Source organism: Brachybacterium epidermidis, from assembly GCF_015209585.1.
GTDB lineage: Bacteria > Actinomycetota > Actinomycetes > Actinomycetales > Dermabacteraceae > Brachybacterium > Brachybacterium epidermidis.
On the sequence record NZ_JADEYR010000002.1, the window covers coordinates 156,242 to 171,157 of the forward strand.

Here is a 14,916-nt window from a genome sequence, read left to right on the forward strand (position 1 = left end):
CAGAACGCACTTGTGCACATATTCGTCCACATTTCTGTCCCCACTCATGTTCGCTTTCATGCTCCCCGATACGCTTATCCACAGATTCTCGGTGGCCCTTTCGTACGGGCATTCGAAAGAGTAGTCTGGATGTACTGATCGGCTGTGGGGAGGTGGAGGCATGGGTGGGGAACTGTTCACCCCGGTACGGCGCTGGCCCGTGCGCGCACGCTCACCCCTCACGCAGGAGCGGATCATCGACGAGGTGGACGCTCCGTCGGGCGACCCGCAAGCCGCTCTGGCCTGCCGCATGCACGAGCGGATGAAGACCCGCACCCGCCTGTACGCCCGGCAGCTGCGCGACATGGCCACGTTCTTCCACTACGACCCTGATGCCCAGGGCGCACTGGACGAGGCCGACATCTCCGCGATGAAGATCGCCGTGGGCCTTCGCACCTCATCCTTCCGGGCCGGCGCCATGATCCGGGATGCCCACCGCGCCGTCGAGCAGATGCCAGGCACCTTCCACCGCCTGGCCGAGGGGGAACTGCCAGAGGAGTGGCACGTGCACCTGCTGCGCCTGGTGCGGCCGCTGGACGAGGGCCACGTCCAGCACATCGACGAGCACGTGGCCAGCTGGGACCTCGCCTCGATCTCCCGTGATCAGTTTGTGCGCCACCTGCGCCGGTTGGTCGCGATGGTCACCGCACTGGATACCCCGAAACCGCCGTCGGCACTGCGCAGCGTGGACCTCCACCTCGCCGATCCCGAGCTGGGCACGGCCTCCCTCACCATCACCGGCCCGATCCCGGAGATCATGGCCCTCTCACACCGTCTGGACGTGTGCGCCCATGCCGTGCAGAAGGCGCAGCGTGCCGCCCTGCAGGACGAGAACGGAGCGGAGATCCCCTTCGACATCGACGGTGACGTGCTCGAGCGGGGCCGCCCACTGTCGCTGGCGGCGATCCGCTACGCGATCCTCACCCGCTCCGTGCTCGAGACGGGCACCGTGCAGGTGCCGGCCCCACGGTTCAAGCTGTACGTCACGGTCCCGGCGCTGACCCTGCAGGGTCGCTCGGAGATGCCGGGGATGCTGAACGGCCTGGTGCCCGTCCCCGTCGATCAGGCCCGCGCGCTCGCCGGCGGCGAGTCCACCTGGTTCCGGATCCTCACCGATCCGGCGACAGGTGCGTACCTGCCCGCCGCGCCCACCACCTACCGGCCCCCGGCGGCTCTTCTCGAACAGCTCCGGTTCCGGCATCCCACCTGCAACGCCCCGGGCTGCACCAGGCCCACCATCCTCGCCAGCGAGGCCGACCACATCATCGAGTTCAACCACCTCGACCCCAGCGGTGGCGGCCCCACCAGCCTCGAGAACCTTCACCTGCTGTGCTGGCTGCACCGCAAGTGGAAGACCCTGGGTCGGCTCGACCCCGTGCGCGACGACGCAGATCTCCACAACAGCTGGCCCTCGGGCATGGACCGCACGCTGTGGACCATCGACGGCAAGATCACCACCACCACGTGGGACGACCGCGACCTGGTCGCCCCGCAGCTCGCCGCCGAGATGAACGAGGAATGGCGCGAGCAACAGGGCCGTCATGGACCCCGGAGGCGCCCCCGCGGTGACACCTCCGCAGCGGGGGACGACGATCCCTCCGGGAACAGGCATGCGAACACCCCGGGTGCTGCGGGGAACGACCTGACCGGGGCTGACGATCCGATCAGCCAGTACGGCGATCCTCCGTTCTGAACTGAACTGAACTGAACTGAACTGAACTGAACTGAGCTGAGCACGGGCCGTGTCGCCCTGCCGGCCCCGCGTCCCGGTGCCCTGACCCCCTGCCGCCCTGATACGCGATGGCCCGGGCGTCGGGGACAATCAGGGGATGGAACCTATGGGACGGAGGATCGCCATGGCAGGACTGCTCGGCACCCTGCTGGCCGCCTGCGGTGTGAACCGCGGGCCCGATGACGCCACTGTCACCGCCGCCCTGCAGCAGGCCGTCGAGGGCAGCGAGCACTACGTCGTCGGCAGCATCCGCTACCTGAGCTCCTTCAGCCGAGGCACCGCGATCGACGGAGCCCTCACCCTGCGCGCCGCGGACCACGACGAACTGCTCACCGCCTACGACGACGTCCTGCAGCGCCTGTCGGCCGCCTACCGGGAGCTGTCGCCGAAGGACCCCGCCCAGGTCGCCGTCATCGCGCGTGCGGAGGCCGACCGCGGTCTCTCCGCCGCCGCCGAGGACGTCGTGCCCCCGGCGTCCGCCGGTCACCCCGACACCGACGACCTCGCCGCCCACTACGGCACCTGACCACGACGGCACCTGAGTACCCTCGAGGCATGACCAGCACCCCCATGAACCCGCCCGTCGAACTGATCGCCCCGGAGATCGACGAGACCGCCGTGGTGCGCATGGGCTCCCGCGATCCCGAGGCCCCCGTCGTGCTGCTGCTGCACGGCCTGGGCAGTCACGAGCGCGACCTCACCGGACTGGTGCCCTACCTCCCGCCGAGCTTCGCCTACGCATCCCTGCGCGGCATCTACCGCTACGTGCAGGGCTACGCCTGGCTCGAGTCCGACATCGGCCCCGCCGCGACCGAGAAGATCCAGACCTCCGCCGCTGCCGTCGAGACCTGGATCGCCCAGCAGACCGCCCCCGTGGTCGGCGCCATCGGCTTCTCCCAGGGCGGCATCCTGGGCCTGCAGCTGCTGCGACGGGACCCGCACGCCCTGGACTGGATCGTGCAGCTCTCCGGCGCCCCCTTCCCTGCGGCCATGCCCGGTGATGCGGCGCTCGCGGAGGTGAAGCCCCCTGCCCTGTGGGGCCACGGCGGCCTGGACCCCCTGTTCGACGAGGACCGCGAACAGCGGGTGCGGGAGTACATGCGCGCCCACACCACGCTGGAGGAGGAACGCCGCCCCCATCTGGGCCACGCCGTCGACGAGGTGGAGCTGCGCGCCATCGCCGCCTTCCTGCAGCGTCGGGCCGACGAGCGCGCCTGAGGCTTCCTCCCGCGCCTGAGGCTCCCGGCTGCCATCTGCCAGGCGCCGCCGCACGCCGTATCACGGATCAGCCCACGGTTCCGCGCCGCTGCGAGCGCCGTCCACATCACCGGTGACGGCACAGGGGGCAGCCGGTAGTCTGCTCTCATTCCGCGCCGAGAGACGCCGCGGATCGAGGAGAACCAGGAGAACATGAGCGCCGCAAGCGACGCACCCGGTGACAGTCCCAGGCCTTCGGGCCTGCACGTGACACCAGTGACCGGGAGGATCCGTCCGTGGATCTGATCGGCCCCCTCATATCCTTGGCGGTCAGCCTGCTGCTGATCGCCGCCTGCGGCGGATTCGTCGCCGCCGAGTTCGCCCTGATCACCGCCAACCGCAACGACGTCGAAGCCGCTGCGGCCAAGGGCGACAAGCGCTCCCAGGGAGTGCTGGAGGGCATGAAGACCCTCTCCACCCAGCTGTCCGGGGCCCAGCTCGGCATCACCGTGACCAACCTGGGCATCGGCTTCCTCGCCGAACCCGCGATCGCCAAGCTCGTGGGCCCGCCGCTGATCGACGCCGGTCTCAGCGATCTCGCCGCCCGCTCGGTCTCGGTGGCCATCGCCCTGGTGCTCGCCACCGGGCTCACCATGATCTTCGGTGAGCTGGTCCCCAAGAACCTGGCGATAGCCGAACCGTTGCGCACCGCCCGCGCCGTTGTCGGCTTCCAGCGCGGTTTCACCTCGGTGTTCCGCTGGCCGATCCGACTGTTCAACGGCAACGCCAACGCCATCATCCGCAAGATGGGCATCGAGCCGCAGGAGGAGCTCAGCTCCGCCCGCAGCCCCGAGGAGCTCTCCGCCCTGGTGCGGCGCTCCGCCGACGAGGGTGCCCTGACCGCTGACACCGCCGACCTGGTGGAGCGCACCCTCGCCTTCGGCGACCGCCGTGCCCACGACGCGATGGTGCCCCGCGGCCGCATGGACACCCTGGACGTGGACGACTCCGTGCAGGACCTGCTGGAACTGGCCCGCACCACCGGCCACTCCCGCTTCCCCGTGCTGGACGACGAGGGCGAGGTGGCCGGGGTCGCGCACATCCGTCGCGGCCTCGCGGTTCCCTTCGAGCAGCGCCCCACCACCCGCGTGGACTCCGTGATGGGCAGTGCCACCTTCGTCCCGGACACCGTGCCGCTGGACGACCTGATGGACACCCTGCGTGCCGGAGGCCTGCAGATGGCCCTGGTGGTCGACGAGTTCGGCGACACCGACGGCCTGATCACCCTGGAGGACCTGGTCGAGGAGATCGTGGGCGAGGTGCGCGACGAGCACGACGACGAGACCGACGACGTGCCCGACCCCGACGGCTCCTGGGACCTCGACGCGATCCTGCGACCGGACGAGGCCAGCGACCGCCTGGGTGTCACCGTTCCCGAGCACGAGGACTACGAGACCCTGGGCGGCCTGGTCACCATGGAACTGGGACGCCTGGCCGAGGTGGGCGACGAAGTGGTCGTCCCCACCGACCCCGAACCGGGGGAGGACCCCGCCCAGCTGCGCCTCGAGGTGCGCGAGATGGACGGCCTGCGCATCGAGACCCTGCACGTCAGCATCGAGCCTCCCGCCGATGACGACGGCCCGCGCTCCCCGAGCTCCCCGCGGTCGCCGCACTCGCCCAGTTCCCCGAGCACCCCGAACGGACCGGGCGGCTCCCACGCCGCGACATCCCGGCGCTCCAGCGATGAGGAGGCACAGCGATGAGCTTCCTCACCGGTATCGCCCTGACCATCGTGCTGCTGATCGCCAACGCGTTCTTCGTGGGCGCCGAGTTCGCCCTGATCAGCGCCCGCCGCTCGATCATCGAGCCCCAGGCCCACGAGGGGAAATGGGCCGCCAAGGTCACCCTGAACGCGATGGAGCACGTCTCGCTGATGATGGCCGGAGCCCAGCTGGGCATCACCGTGTGCTCCCTGGCGCTCGGTGCGATCAGCGAGCCCGCCATCGCCCACGTCATGGAGGGCCCCTTCGAGTGGCTGGGCGTTCCCGACGCCCTGGTGCACCCCATCTCCTTCGCGATCGCCCTGACCCTGGTGACCTACCTGCACGTGGTGTTCGGCGAGATGATCCCCAAGAACATCGCCCTGGCCGGACCCGAGCGGATGGCCCTGGTGCTGGGCCCGATCCTGTCCGGCGTGGTGTTCGTGCTGCGCCCGGTGCTGTGGGCCATGAACGGCATCGGCAACCTGGTGCTGCGCATGTTCGGCGTGACTCCCAAGAACGAGGTGACCAGCGTGTTCACCCGTGACGAGGTGGCGGCGATGGTGAGCGAGTCCCACGACGGCGGCCTGCTGGAGGACAATGACGAGGCCCTGCTGCTGGGCGCGCTCACCTTCGAGCAGCGCAGCCTGGTGAACCTGGTGATCCCCCTGGACCGGGTCTCCACCCTGCCCGCCGGGGTCAGCGCCGCCCAGGCGGAGGAAGCCGCCATCGACGGCTTCTCCCGCTTCCCCATCAAGGCGGCCGACGGCACTCTCGAGGGCTACGTCCACATCAAGGACCTGCTGGAGTCGGCCGCCGAGGCCCGCAACCTGCCGATCCCCGCGGACCGCATCCGCGCACTGCCCCGCGTGGGTGCCGACCAGCCGCTGCGTGCGGCCCTGGCCAGCATGCAGGCCAGCGGTGCCCACCTCGGTGCCGCCACCGACCGCACCGGTCGCGTGATCGGCATCGTCACCCTCGAGGACATGCTGGAGGAACTGGTGGGACAGATCCGCGACGACTCCCGGGCCGCGGCATGAGCCCCGCGCCTGCCGGGCCCGGCTCTGCGGCGTCGGGCCCGGCGCAGAACCTCTGGGAAGCGGCAGTGGCCCGCAACCCCGAGCATGCCCGGGGCTACGCGGACCGGTGGCGACGCATCGAGGCCTCCGGCCAGGACATCCACGGTGAGGCACGGCTGATCGACGCCATGGCCGCCCGGGGCTCGCGGGTGCTGGACGCCGGCTGCGGCACCGGCCGACTGGGCGGCTACCTCGCCGGCGTCGGGCACCACGTGACCGGCGTGGACCTGGACCCCACCCTGATCGGGGTGGCCCGCCAGGACCATCCCGCCGCACGCTGGGAGACGGGGAACCTCGCCGAGCTGGACCTGCGGGACGAGCACGGGCAGCGCGAACTGTTCGACCTGGTGGTGTGCGCCGGGAACGTGCTCACCTTCCTCTCCGGCGCCGAGCGCGTCCCGGCCCTCACCCGGATCGCGCAGCACCTGGCGCCCGACGGGCGGTTCGTGGCCGGCTTCGGCCCGGGGCACGGATACCCCGTCGGCCGCTTCGAGGTCGATGCCGCGAGCGCGGGCCTGCGTGTGCAGCAGCGCTTCGCCGGCTGGGACCTGCAGCCCCGCGGCGAGGGAGCCGAGGGTGACGACGAGTTCCTGGTGGCGGTGCTGACGCAGGCCTGATGCCGTGGGGTGACGCACCGGATGTGACGTACCACCGGGCGGAACGGCCTGCGGCCGCGGCGAAACCGGCGTTACGGTGAGGGCGAGCACGACGACGTGTCGCTGCGGGTCAGTTCCTTCGCCCGACGGAAAGGTCCACGATGGCCCCTCCGCTGCCTGTTCCCGGCCGCTGCCCCGAGCCGAGAGCCGGGAGATCACCTCACCCGCCGCCCCGGCCCCCACCGTCGCCCCCGATGGCAGTGACGCACCGGTCCAGGAGACCCACGGTGCCGTGCCCGTGTACTTCATCTCCGACTCCACCGGCATCAGCGCCGAGACCATGGGCAACGCCCTGCTCGCCCAGTTCCCCACCGTCCCGTTCGAACGCCGCCTGATCCCCTTCCTGCGCACCACCAGGGAGGCGGAGGAGGTGCGCGAGCAGCTGAACCAGGCGATGGACGGGCCCGTGGAGCCGATCGTGTTCCTCACCGTGGTGGACGAGGAGGTGCGGGAGGTGCTGCTGGGCACCCGCGCCCCCGTGATCGACTTCGTCTCCGGGCACCTGGCCCGCATCGAGGCGCAGCTGGGTCTCTCCAGCGACCACGCCCCCGCCCGCCTGCACGGCGTGGGCGACGTGCGCCGCTACAACCGGCGGATGCAGGCCGTCGAGTTCGCGATCGAGCACGACGACGGCCAGTCCGTGCGCGCCATCCAACGGGCCGACGTGATCCTCATCGCCCCCTCCCGCTGCGGGAAGACCCCCACCAGCATGTACCTGGCCCTCATGCACGGCGTGTTCGTGGCGAACTACCCGCTGGTGGACGAGGACTTCGAGAACGGCAACCTGCCGCAGACCATCGCCGACCTGTCCGATCGCTGCTTCGGCCTGCTCACCAGCCCGAAGCGCCTCTCCGAGGTGCGGGGGGAGCGCAGGCCCGATTCGCGGTACGCCTCGGTGGACCAGACCCACTGGGAGCTCTCCCGCGCCCGCCGCATCTACGACTACTACGGCATCCCGTTCGTGGACTCCTCGAGCAAGTCCGTCGAGGAGATGTCCACACTCATCCTGCAGTCCCTCACCGACCGCCCCGCCCCCTGACCCCCCGATCCTGCTGTACGACGCAACGAAGCGCACCCATCGCGGCACCGCCGCCGGAAGGAGCATGACCATGACCTCCAGCATCCGTTGGTTCTCCGAACTCGGAATGGCCGACCTCGAGCAGGTGGGAGGCAAGAACTCCTCCCTCGGCGAGATGCTCTCCAACCTCGCCCGCCTCGGCGTGCACGTGCCCGACGGCTTCGCCACCACCGCCGACGCCTACCGGGAGTTCCTGGGTGCCACCGGCCTGGCCGAGCGGATCGACGGGATGCTCACCGGCCTGGACACCGACGACACCATGGCGCTGACCGACACCGGCAAGAAGATCCGCGACATGGTCGTCGCCCAGCCCTTCCCCGCCCAGCTCGAGGCCGACATCCGCGAGGCATACGAGAAGCTCGCCGCCGGCAGCGGCGCCGAGGCATCCTTCGCGGTGCGCTCCTCCGCCACCGCCGAGGACCTCCCAGACGCCTCCTTCGCCGGCCAGCAGGAGACCTTCCTGAACGTGCGCGGCATCGACGCCGTGCTCACCGCGATCCGCGAGGTGTTCGCCTCCCTCTACAACGACCGCGCCATCGCCTACCGCGTCCACCACGACTTCGACCACGCCTCCGTCGCACTCAGCGCCGGCGTGCAGAAGATGGTGCGCTCCGACATCGGCGCCAGCGGCGTCATGTTCACCGTGGACACCGAGTCCGGCTTCGACCAGGCCGTGTTCATCACCTCCGCCTACGGACTGGGCGAGGGTGTGGTGCAGGGGGCCGTCAATCCCGACGAGTTCTACGTGTACAAGCCCGCCCTGCGCGCCGGAAAGGCCGCGATCCTCAAGCGGGCCGTGGGCGACAAGGCCACCAAGATGATCTACGCCCAGGACACCGCCGTGGGTCGCACCACCGAGTTCGTCGAGGTGGCTCCCGCCGAGCAGGCGAAGCTGTCCCTCACCGACGAGCAGGTGCTGGACCTGGCCCGCCAAGCCCTCATCATCGAGGAGCACTACGGCCGCCCCATGGACATCGAATGGGGCCTGGACGGCGCCGACGGGCAGATCTACGTGCTGCAGGCCCGCCCCGAGACCGTGCAGTCCCGCGCCGGCTCCACCGTCGAGAAGTACCACCTGTCCTCCCGCGGCACCGTGCGCGCCGAGGGCCGCGCGATCGGCGCCAAGATCGGCTCCGGCCCCGTCTCGGTGCTCACCTCCCTCGACCAGATGCACGACTTCCAGCCCGGCTCGGTGCTGGTGGCCGACATGACCGACCCCGACTGGGAACCGATCATGAAGCGCGCCTCCGCGATCGTCACCAACCGCGGCGGCCGCACCTGCCACGCCGCGATCATCGCCCGTGAGCTGGGGATCCCTGCCGTGGTGGGCACCGGCACCGCCACCCGTGAGCTCAAGGACGGTGAGGAGGTCACCGTCTCCGCCGCCGAGGGCGACACCGGCTTCGTGTACGAGGGGCTGCTGGACTTCAACGTCTCCACCTCCCAGGTGGACTCGATGCCCGAGGTGCCCACCTCGATCATGATGAACGTGGGCAACCCCGACCAGGCCTTTGCCTTCTCCCGCCTGCCCAACGCCGGTGTGGGCCTGGCCCGCCTGGAGTTCATCGTGAACCGCCAGATCGGCATCCACCCCCGCGCCCTGCTGGAGCTGGACACCCTCCAGGCCGAGCACCCGGACGTGGCCGCCAAGGTGAAGGAGGCCATCGCCGCCTACGACAGCCCCCGCGACTTCTTCGTGCAGCGTGTCGCCGAGGGCGTGGCCACCATCGCCGCAGCCTTCGCCCCCAACCCCGTGATCGTGCGGATGAGCGACTTCAAGTCCAACGAGTACGCGAACCTGCTGGCCGGCGAGGTGTACGAGCCGCACGAGGAGAACCCGATGATCGGGTACCGCGGTGCCTCCCGCTACCTCTCCAAGGACTTCGCGGACTGCTTCGCGATGGAGTGCGAGGCCCTGCGCTACGTGCGTGAGGACATGGGCCTGGACAACGTGAAGATCATGATCCCCTTCGTGCGCACCCCCGCGGAGGGCAAGGGCGTCATCGACCTGCTGGCCCAGCACGGCCTGCGCCGCGGGGAGAACGACCTGCAGGTGGTGATGATGTGCGAGGTGCCCTCCAACGCCATCACCCCCGAGCTGTTCCTCGAGCACTTCGACGGGTTCTCCATCGGCTCCAATGACATGACCCAGCTGACCCTGGGCCTGGACCGCGACTCCGCCCTGGTGGCAGAGACCTTCGACGAGCGCGACCCGGCCGTGAAGTTCATGCTGTCGCGCGCCATCGAGGCATGCCGCGTGGCTGGCAAGTACGTGGGCATCTGCGGTCAGGGCCCCAGCGACCACCCGGACCTCGCCCAATGGCTCGTGGACCAGGGCATCGCCTCGATGTCCCTGAACCCCGACACGGTGGTGGACACCTGGCTGAGGATCGCGCGACGGGGGTGAGACCACGGAGGCAGCACTGGCCCGTGGGACCGGCTCCCCGGACGTGACCCGGCAATACCGCCGGGTGCCTCACACCTCGGGGTCCACCACCGGGATCTGGCCGGTGTGGCTGGTCCGGCCAGGGATGCTGGTGACGGTGGTCAGCAGGAACACGGTGTTCTCCAGCGCCTCCACCGCGTGGCGCTGATGGGTGAGGGCCTCGACGTGACCCTCCTGGATCACCACCTCGTCCTCGCCGGAGACCTGGAGGACCCCGCGGATCACCTGTATGGACGCCGCAGGCGGGGAGTTGTGCTCGGCCAGGCGTACCCCCTTCTTCAGGGCGATGACCGTCTGCCGCAGCGGGCCGTCGTTCACGAGGATCTCGGCGTGGCGGCCGTGGGGGGCCGCGAGGGCCTTGTCGATCGCGAGGCTGATGGTGTCGGACAGGGCGGCCATGATTCCTCCTGGGGAGCGGCGGATGTCCCTGCACAGTATCCGCCAGGACAGCGGATCCGTCAGGTGAATCACCGGGCAAGCGGTCGGCGCAGGGGAGGACTGGTGCAGGTTCAGCGCGGACATGGTGGATGTCGAGACGCATCGGCGGCGGCCCCTTACGGTCAGGTGGAGAGCACGGTCAGGCACTGGACCCGACGGAGGTCGCCATGGACATCCAAGAGCTGAGGGCGAGCAGGGGAAGGAGTGCGCGGAGCCTTCTCGCAGCGGTGATCCTCGGCGTGGGAGTGACCGGGTGCAGCCTGATGGATGCCGTCGAGGAACCTGACTGGCGGGCCGTCTTCGAGCAGAAGTCCGGGATAGAGCTGCCCGCGGATGCCGAGTTCACGATGGTGGCGCGCTCCGACGGGGGATTCACGACCGACTTCGTCACCATCTACCGCATCCGAGTTCCTGATCCAGCGCCCGGAAGCCTGTTCGACCCGGAGACGTATACCCGGGCAGCCGATGGTGGCGACGCCGCCCACCTGGACCAGCTGATCGAGGAAGCCGGCGAGACCGGGGACGACGTCAGCGACGTGCACCCCACCGCGTGCAGATGGGATGTGGAGAACGTGCAGTTCTATGAGCTGAACCTGTGCCGCACTGGCGATCCAGGCGAGTTCCTGGCGTTCGAGACCTACATCTGATCACACGGCGCTTACCCCTCCGCCGCGGTGCGCGCCAGGTGGAGCATCTCCCGTTCCGTGAGCCCCGCGACGCGGGCCGCAGCGGCCACGTCCCGGAACTCGGGCTCCCGCCGCACCACAGTGCCGTCGTCGTCGCGGGCGACCTTCACCGCGATCCGCTGGCCGCGCACCTCGACGTGCTCGAAGGACCGGGTGCGGATGCGGCGCTCCACGGCATGCATCCGCACGCCAAGCGTGCCCGTGGAGCGCATCAGCAGATCGGCGAGCTCATCGGCGGCGTCGTGCCTGGCGAGGGCGTGCACGGTCACGGCAGGGCGGCCGTGCTTCATCACGATCGGCGTGAGCCACGCGTCCAGCGCGCCGTGGTCCAGGAGAGCGTCGACCACCCCTGGCCACAGGCGCGGATCCAAGTCGTCCACGTTCGCCTCGATCTGCACGGCGGAGGTGGGGGTGTCATGGACGTCGTGGAGCGGCGAGCCGGTGGGATGGCCGACGGGCTCGCCGATCAGCACGCGCACCACGTTCGGTCGGCCCGGGGTGTCCTTCGTGCCGGCGCCGATCCCGAGGGCCAGCACCGTCATCGCCGGCTGTGGGCCCGCCGTGGTGGCCAGGCCGCGCACCAGGGCCACTCCGGTAGGGGTGGCGAGCTCGCCGATGCCGGGGGCGACGCCCGGGGGGACCTTCCGGCTGCCGTGCGCGTGGGGGCCGCCCTGTGCGTGGGCAGGGAGGTGCTCGTCGTGAGAGTGATGATGGTCGTGGTCGTGGTCGTGGTCGTGGTCGTGCGCGTGGTGATGGCCGCGCCCGGGCAGGATCTCCCCGGCCACTGTCGGCCAGCCGATGGCCAGGCGGGCCACGGCCGGCACCGGCACCGGGATGTCCCCGTGAGCGGCGCGGATGCGCCCGGAGCCGACCGCAATCACGCTCGCGGTGCCCTCGGTGATGCCCAACTGCCGCCACGCCTCGCAGGCGCCGATCACATCGGCCAGCGAGTCCAGCGCTCCCACCTCGTGGAAGTGGACCTCGTCGGCCGGCACCCCGTGGGTGGCGCCCTCCGCCTCGGCGAGTCGGCCGAACACCGCCAGCGCCAGGTCGACGGTGCGCTCAGGGACGTCGACGTTCCCACGGGAACGCTCCAGCAGCTCCCGGATCGAGGCCCAGGTGCGGTGCGGCGGGTCGTCGACCAGCACCTCCACGTCGACCTTGACCGCGCGCTGCCCGCCGCGGTCAACGTCGGAGCGGACGAAGCGCACCGAGTCCGGGACCAGCGCGTCGAGCACGCGCTGGACGCCCGCGAGGTCCGCGCCGGCGTCGACGAGCGCGGCGAGCAGCATGTCGCCGGCGATCCCGGCGGTCGCGTCGAGATAGGCGGTGCGGGGCGTGGCGGGATCCATGACCGGATCGTATCGGCCCGGGCTCGCCGAGATCGAGCAGGCCGTCGCGGTCGCTCACGCCTCGTCGGAGACCCCTACGGTCTCTACGGCGACCTCGCCCAGCGCCAGCATGGCGGCCACCAGGCCGGCGTTCGGTGAGGAGTGGTGGGTGGCGTCGGCCCCCCGCCCTTGGTCAATACCCCCTAGGGGTAAATGGTCTCGGTATGAGCACGCATCACGAGGGGCACGGACGACAGGGTTCCCACGTCGCTCTCGGCGGCGAGGGCGGCGATCGGGGCACGCACCAGCACGAGGGCCGCGGGGGCCACGACGGCCATGACGCGCACGCCGGGCGCGACATGGAAGCCGGGCATCACGGGAGCGGGGCTCACCACGATCACGGCGGCCACGACACGCACGCCGGTCACGACGCGCACGCCGGTCACGACATGCACGCCGGGCACCACGGGCACGGGGGACATGGCGGGCACGGCGATCACGTCGCGCAGTTCCGTCGGATGTTCTGGATCATGCTGGTGCTCGCGGTGCCGGTCGTCGGCCTCTCGCCGATGTTCGCGCACCTGATCGGCTACACGATCCCTGACGTGCCGGGTCTCGGCTGGATCGCACCGATCCTCGGCACCGTCATGTACGCGTGGGGCGGGAAGCCGTTCCTCAGCGGCGGGCTCTCCGAGCTCCGCTCCCGCGCACCGGGGATGATGCTGCTGATCAGCCTCGGCATCACCGTCGCGTTCCTGTCCTCCTGGGGCGCGACCCTGGGCCTGCTCCACCACGAGCTCGAGTTCTGGTGGGAGCTCGCGCTGCTGATCGTGATCATGCTGCTCGGCCACTGGATCGAGATGCGCTCACTCGCGCAGACCTCCTCCGCGCTGGACTCCCTCGCGGCGCTGCTGCCCGATGAGGCCGAGCGCATCGAGGGGGACGAGATCGTCACCGTCGCCCCCTCCGACCTGCGCGAGGGCGATGTCGTGCTGGTCCGCCCCGGCGCCTCGATCCCGGCCGACGGCACCATCGTCGAGGGCCGCGCCGACGTCGACGAGTCGATGATCACCGGCGAGTCCCGGGCCGTCCCGCGCACGACGGGAGACCGCGTGGTCGCCGGCACCGTCGCCACCGACTCGAACCTGCGCATCAAGGTCACCGCGACGGGAGAGGGCACCGCGCTCGCCGGGATACAGCGCCTGGTCTCCGAGGCGCAGTCCTCCTCCTCCCGCGCCCAGCGCATCGCCGACCGGGCCGCCGCCTGGCTGTTCTGGTTCGCGCTCGGCGCCGCCGTCATCACCGCGCTCGTCTGGGCGCTGCTGGGCATGCCCGACGAGGCCGTCATCCGCACCGTCACTGTGCTGGTCATCGCCTGCCCCCACGCGCTGGGCCTGGCGATCCCGCTGGTGGTCTCGCTCGCGACCGAGCGCGCCGCCCGCGCCGGCGTGCTCGTCACCGACCGGCTCGCCCTCGAGGGCATGCGCACCGTGGACACCGTGCTGTTCGACAAGACCGGCACCCTCACCCGCGGCGAGCCCGAGCTCTCCGAGATCGCCGTCGCCCCCGGCAGCGGGCTCGACGAGCAGAACCTGCTGGGCCTGGCGGCCGCGGCCGAGTCCGAGAGCGAGCACCCGCTCGCCGGCGCGATCCGTGAACGGGCCGCGGCCGACGGGGTCGCGGTCCCCGCCGCCTCCGAGGTCGCCTCCGCCCCCGCGCTCGGCGTGAGCGCGCAGGTCGACGGGCACGAGATCCGCGTCGGCGGGCCGCGCCTGCTCGAGGAGACCGGCGCCGCGGAGCTCGAGGAAGCCCCCGCTTGGCGCGAGGAGGGCGCGATCGTGCTGCACGTGCTGCAGGGCGGCGAGGCCGTCGGCGCCCTCAAGCTCGTCGACGCGGTGCGCCGGGAGTCCCGAGAGGCGATCGACGCGCTCCACGCCCGCGACATCCAGGTCGTCATGATCACCGGCGATGCGCAGAACGTCGCCGAGCACGTCGGCGCCGAGCTCGGCATCGACCGGATCTTCGCCGGGGTGCGTCCCGAGGACAAAGCGAGCCGCGTCGCCGCGCTGCAGGACGAGGGCCGCAAGGTCGCGATGGTCGGCGACGGCGTCAACGACGCCCCCGCCCTCGCCCGGGCCGACGTCGGCCTCGCGATCGGTGCCGGCACCGACGTCGCGATCGGCTCGGCCGGGGTGGTGCTCGCCTCCTCGGACCCGCGCGCGGTGCTGTCGGTGATCGAGCTGTCGGGCGCCGCCTACCGCAAGATGCGGCAGAACCTCTGGTGGGCGGCCGGGTACAACCTGCTGTCGGTCCCGCTCGCCGCCGGTGTGCTTGCCCCGATCGGGTTCGTCATGCCGATGAGCGTCGGCGCGCTGCTGATGAGCGCCTCGACCGTCGTGGTGGCGCTGAACGCGCAGCTGCTGCGCCGTCTGGACCTGCGTCCCGAGGCGGTCGCCGCCCGGCGCTGAGGCCCT

Annotated in this window: 13 protein-coding genes; 10 read left to right on the forward strand and 3 right to left on the reverse strand. The window is 70.8% G+C overall.

Annotated elements, in window-relative coordinates:
- Nucleotides 1–160: 160 nt before the first annotated feature.
- The 8 genes from IOE58_RS03375 (at nucleotide 161) to ppsA (ending at nucleotide 9,948) form a co-directional block, all read left to right on the forward strand.
- Complete coding sequence (locus IOE58_RS03375; protein ID WP_193865019.1) at nucleotides 161–1,732, forward strand: HNH endonuclease signature motif containing protein; 1,572 nt, start codon at nucleotides 161–163, stop codon at nucleotides 1,730–1,732.
- A gap of 163 nt (nucleotides 1,733–1,895) precedes the next feature.
- Nucleotides 1,896–2,297: a hypothetical protein gene (locus tag IOE58_RS03380; RefSeq protein WP_017823556.1), complete on the forward strand. Its 402-nt coding sequence runs from the start codon at nucleotides 1,896–1,898 to the stop codon at nucleotides 2,295–2,297.
- Between the two features lie 29 nt (nucleotides 2,298–2,326).
- Nucleotides 2,327–2,989 (forward strand): alpha/beta hydrolase, encoded by a 663-nt coding sequence (locus IOE58_RS03385; protein ID WP_193865020.1) that lies wholly within the window; start codon nucleotides 2,327–2,329, stop codon nucleotides 2,987–2,989.
- Nucleotides 2,990–3,264: 275 nt separating this feature from the next.
- On the forward strand, nucleotides 3,265–4,731 hold the full coding sequence (locus IOE58_RS03390) for a CNNM domain-containing protein (protein ID WP_193865021.1): 1,467 nt from the start codon (nucleotides 3,265–3,267) through the stop codon (nucleotides 4,729–4,731).
- Nucleotides 4,728–5,768: a hemolysin family protein gene (locus IOE58_RS03395; RefSeq protein WP_193865022.1), complete on the forward strand. Its 1,041-nt coding sequence runs from the start codon at nucleotides 4,728–4,730 to the stop codon at nucleotides 5,766–5,768. The genes IOE58_RS03390 and IOE58_RS03395 overlap by 4 nt, the downstream gene beginning before the upstream one ends.
- The gene (locus tag IOE58_RS03400; protein ID WP_228018775.1) at nucleotides 5,765–6,424 is read left to right on the forward strand and encodes a class I SAM-dependent methyltransferase; all 660 of its coding nucleotides are present in this window, start codon (nucleotides 5,765–5,767) and stop codon (nucleotides 6,422–6,424) included. The genes IOE58_RS03395 and IOE58_RS03400 overlap by 4 nt, the downstream gene beginning before the upstream one ends.
- 271 nt (nucleotides 6,425–6,695) lie before the next feature.
- Entirely contained in the window at nucleotides 6,696–7,502 is an 807-nt protein-coding gene (locus tag IOE58_RS03405; protein ID WP_193865023.1) for a pyruvate, phosphate dikinase/phosphoenolpyruvate synthase regulator, read from the forward strand.
- A 70-nt stretch (nucleotides 7,503–7,572) separates the two neighbouring features.
- A complete protein-coding gene (gene ppsA, locus IOE58_RS03410; RefSeq protein WP_193865024.1) occupies nucleotides 7,573–9,948 on the forward strand; it encodes a phosphoenolpyruvate synthase in 2,376 nt (791 codons plus the stop codon).
- 69 nt (nucleotides 9,949–10,017) lie between these two features.
- On the opposite strand, the gene IOE58_RS03415 is transcribed toward ppsA, so the two are convergent.
- Nucleotides 10,018–10,386: a cupin domain-containing protein gene (locus IOE58_RS03415; RefSeq protein ID WP_193865025.1), complete on the reverse strand. Its 369-nt coding sequence runs from the start codon at nucleotides 10,384–10,386 to the stop codon at nucleotides 10,018–10,020.
- A 302-nt stretch (nucleotides 10,387–10,688) separates the two neighbouring features.
- Between IOE58_RS03415 and IOE58_RS03420 the strand changes: the two genes are divergently transcribed.
- A complete protein-coding gene (locus IOE58_RS03420; RefSeq protein ID WP_193865026.1) occupies nucleotides 10,689–11,072 on the forward strand; it encodes a hypothetical protein in 384 nt (127 codons plus the stop codon).
- A gap of 11 nt (nucleotides 11,073–11,083) precedes the next feature.
- On the opposite strand, the gene IOE58_RS03425 is transcribed toward IOE58_RS03420, so the two are convergent.
- Both IOE58_RS03425 and IOE58_RS14610 read right to left on the reverse strand, forming a co-directional pair.
- Entirely contained in the window at nucleotides 11,084–12,463 is a 1,380-nt protein-coding gene (locus tag IOE58_RS03425; RefSeq protein WP_193865027.1) for a nickel pincer cofactor biosynthesis protein LarC, read from the reverse strand.
- A 182-nt stretch (nucleotides 12,464–12,645) separates the two neighbouring features.
- Nucleotides 12,646–12,942, reverse strand: coding sequence for a hypothetical protein (locus IOE58_RS14610; RefSeq protein WP_193865028.1), 297 nt, complete (start codon nucleotides 12,940–12,942; stop codon nucleotides 12,646–12,648).
- 30 nt (nucleotides 12,943–12,972) lie between these two features.
- Between IOE58_RS14610 and IOE58_RS03435 the strand changes: the two genes are divergently transcribed.
- Nucleotides 12,973–14,910: a heavy metal translocating P-type ATPase gene (locus IOE58_RS03435; RefSeq protein ID WP_396121469.1), complete on the forward strand. Its 1,938-nt coding sequence runs from the start codon at nucleotides 12,973–12,975 to the stop codon at nucleotides 14,908–14,910.
- Nucleotides 14,911–14,916: the final 6 nt, after the last annotated feature.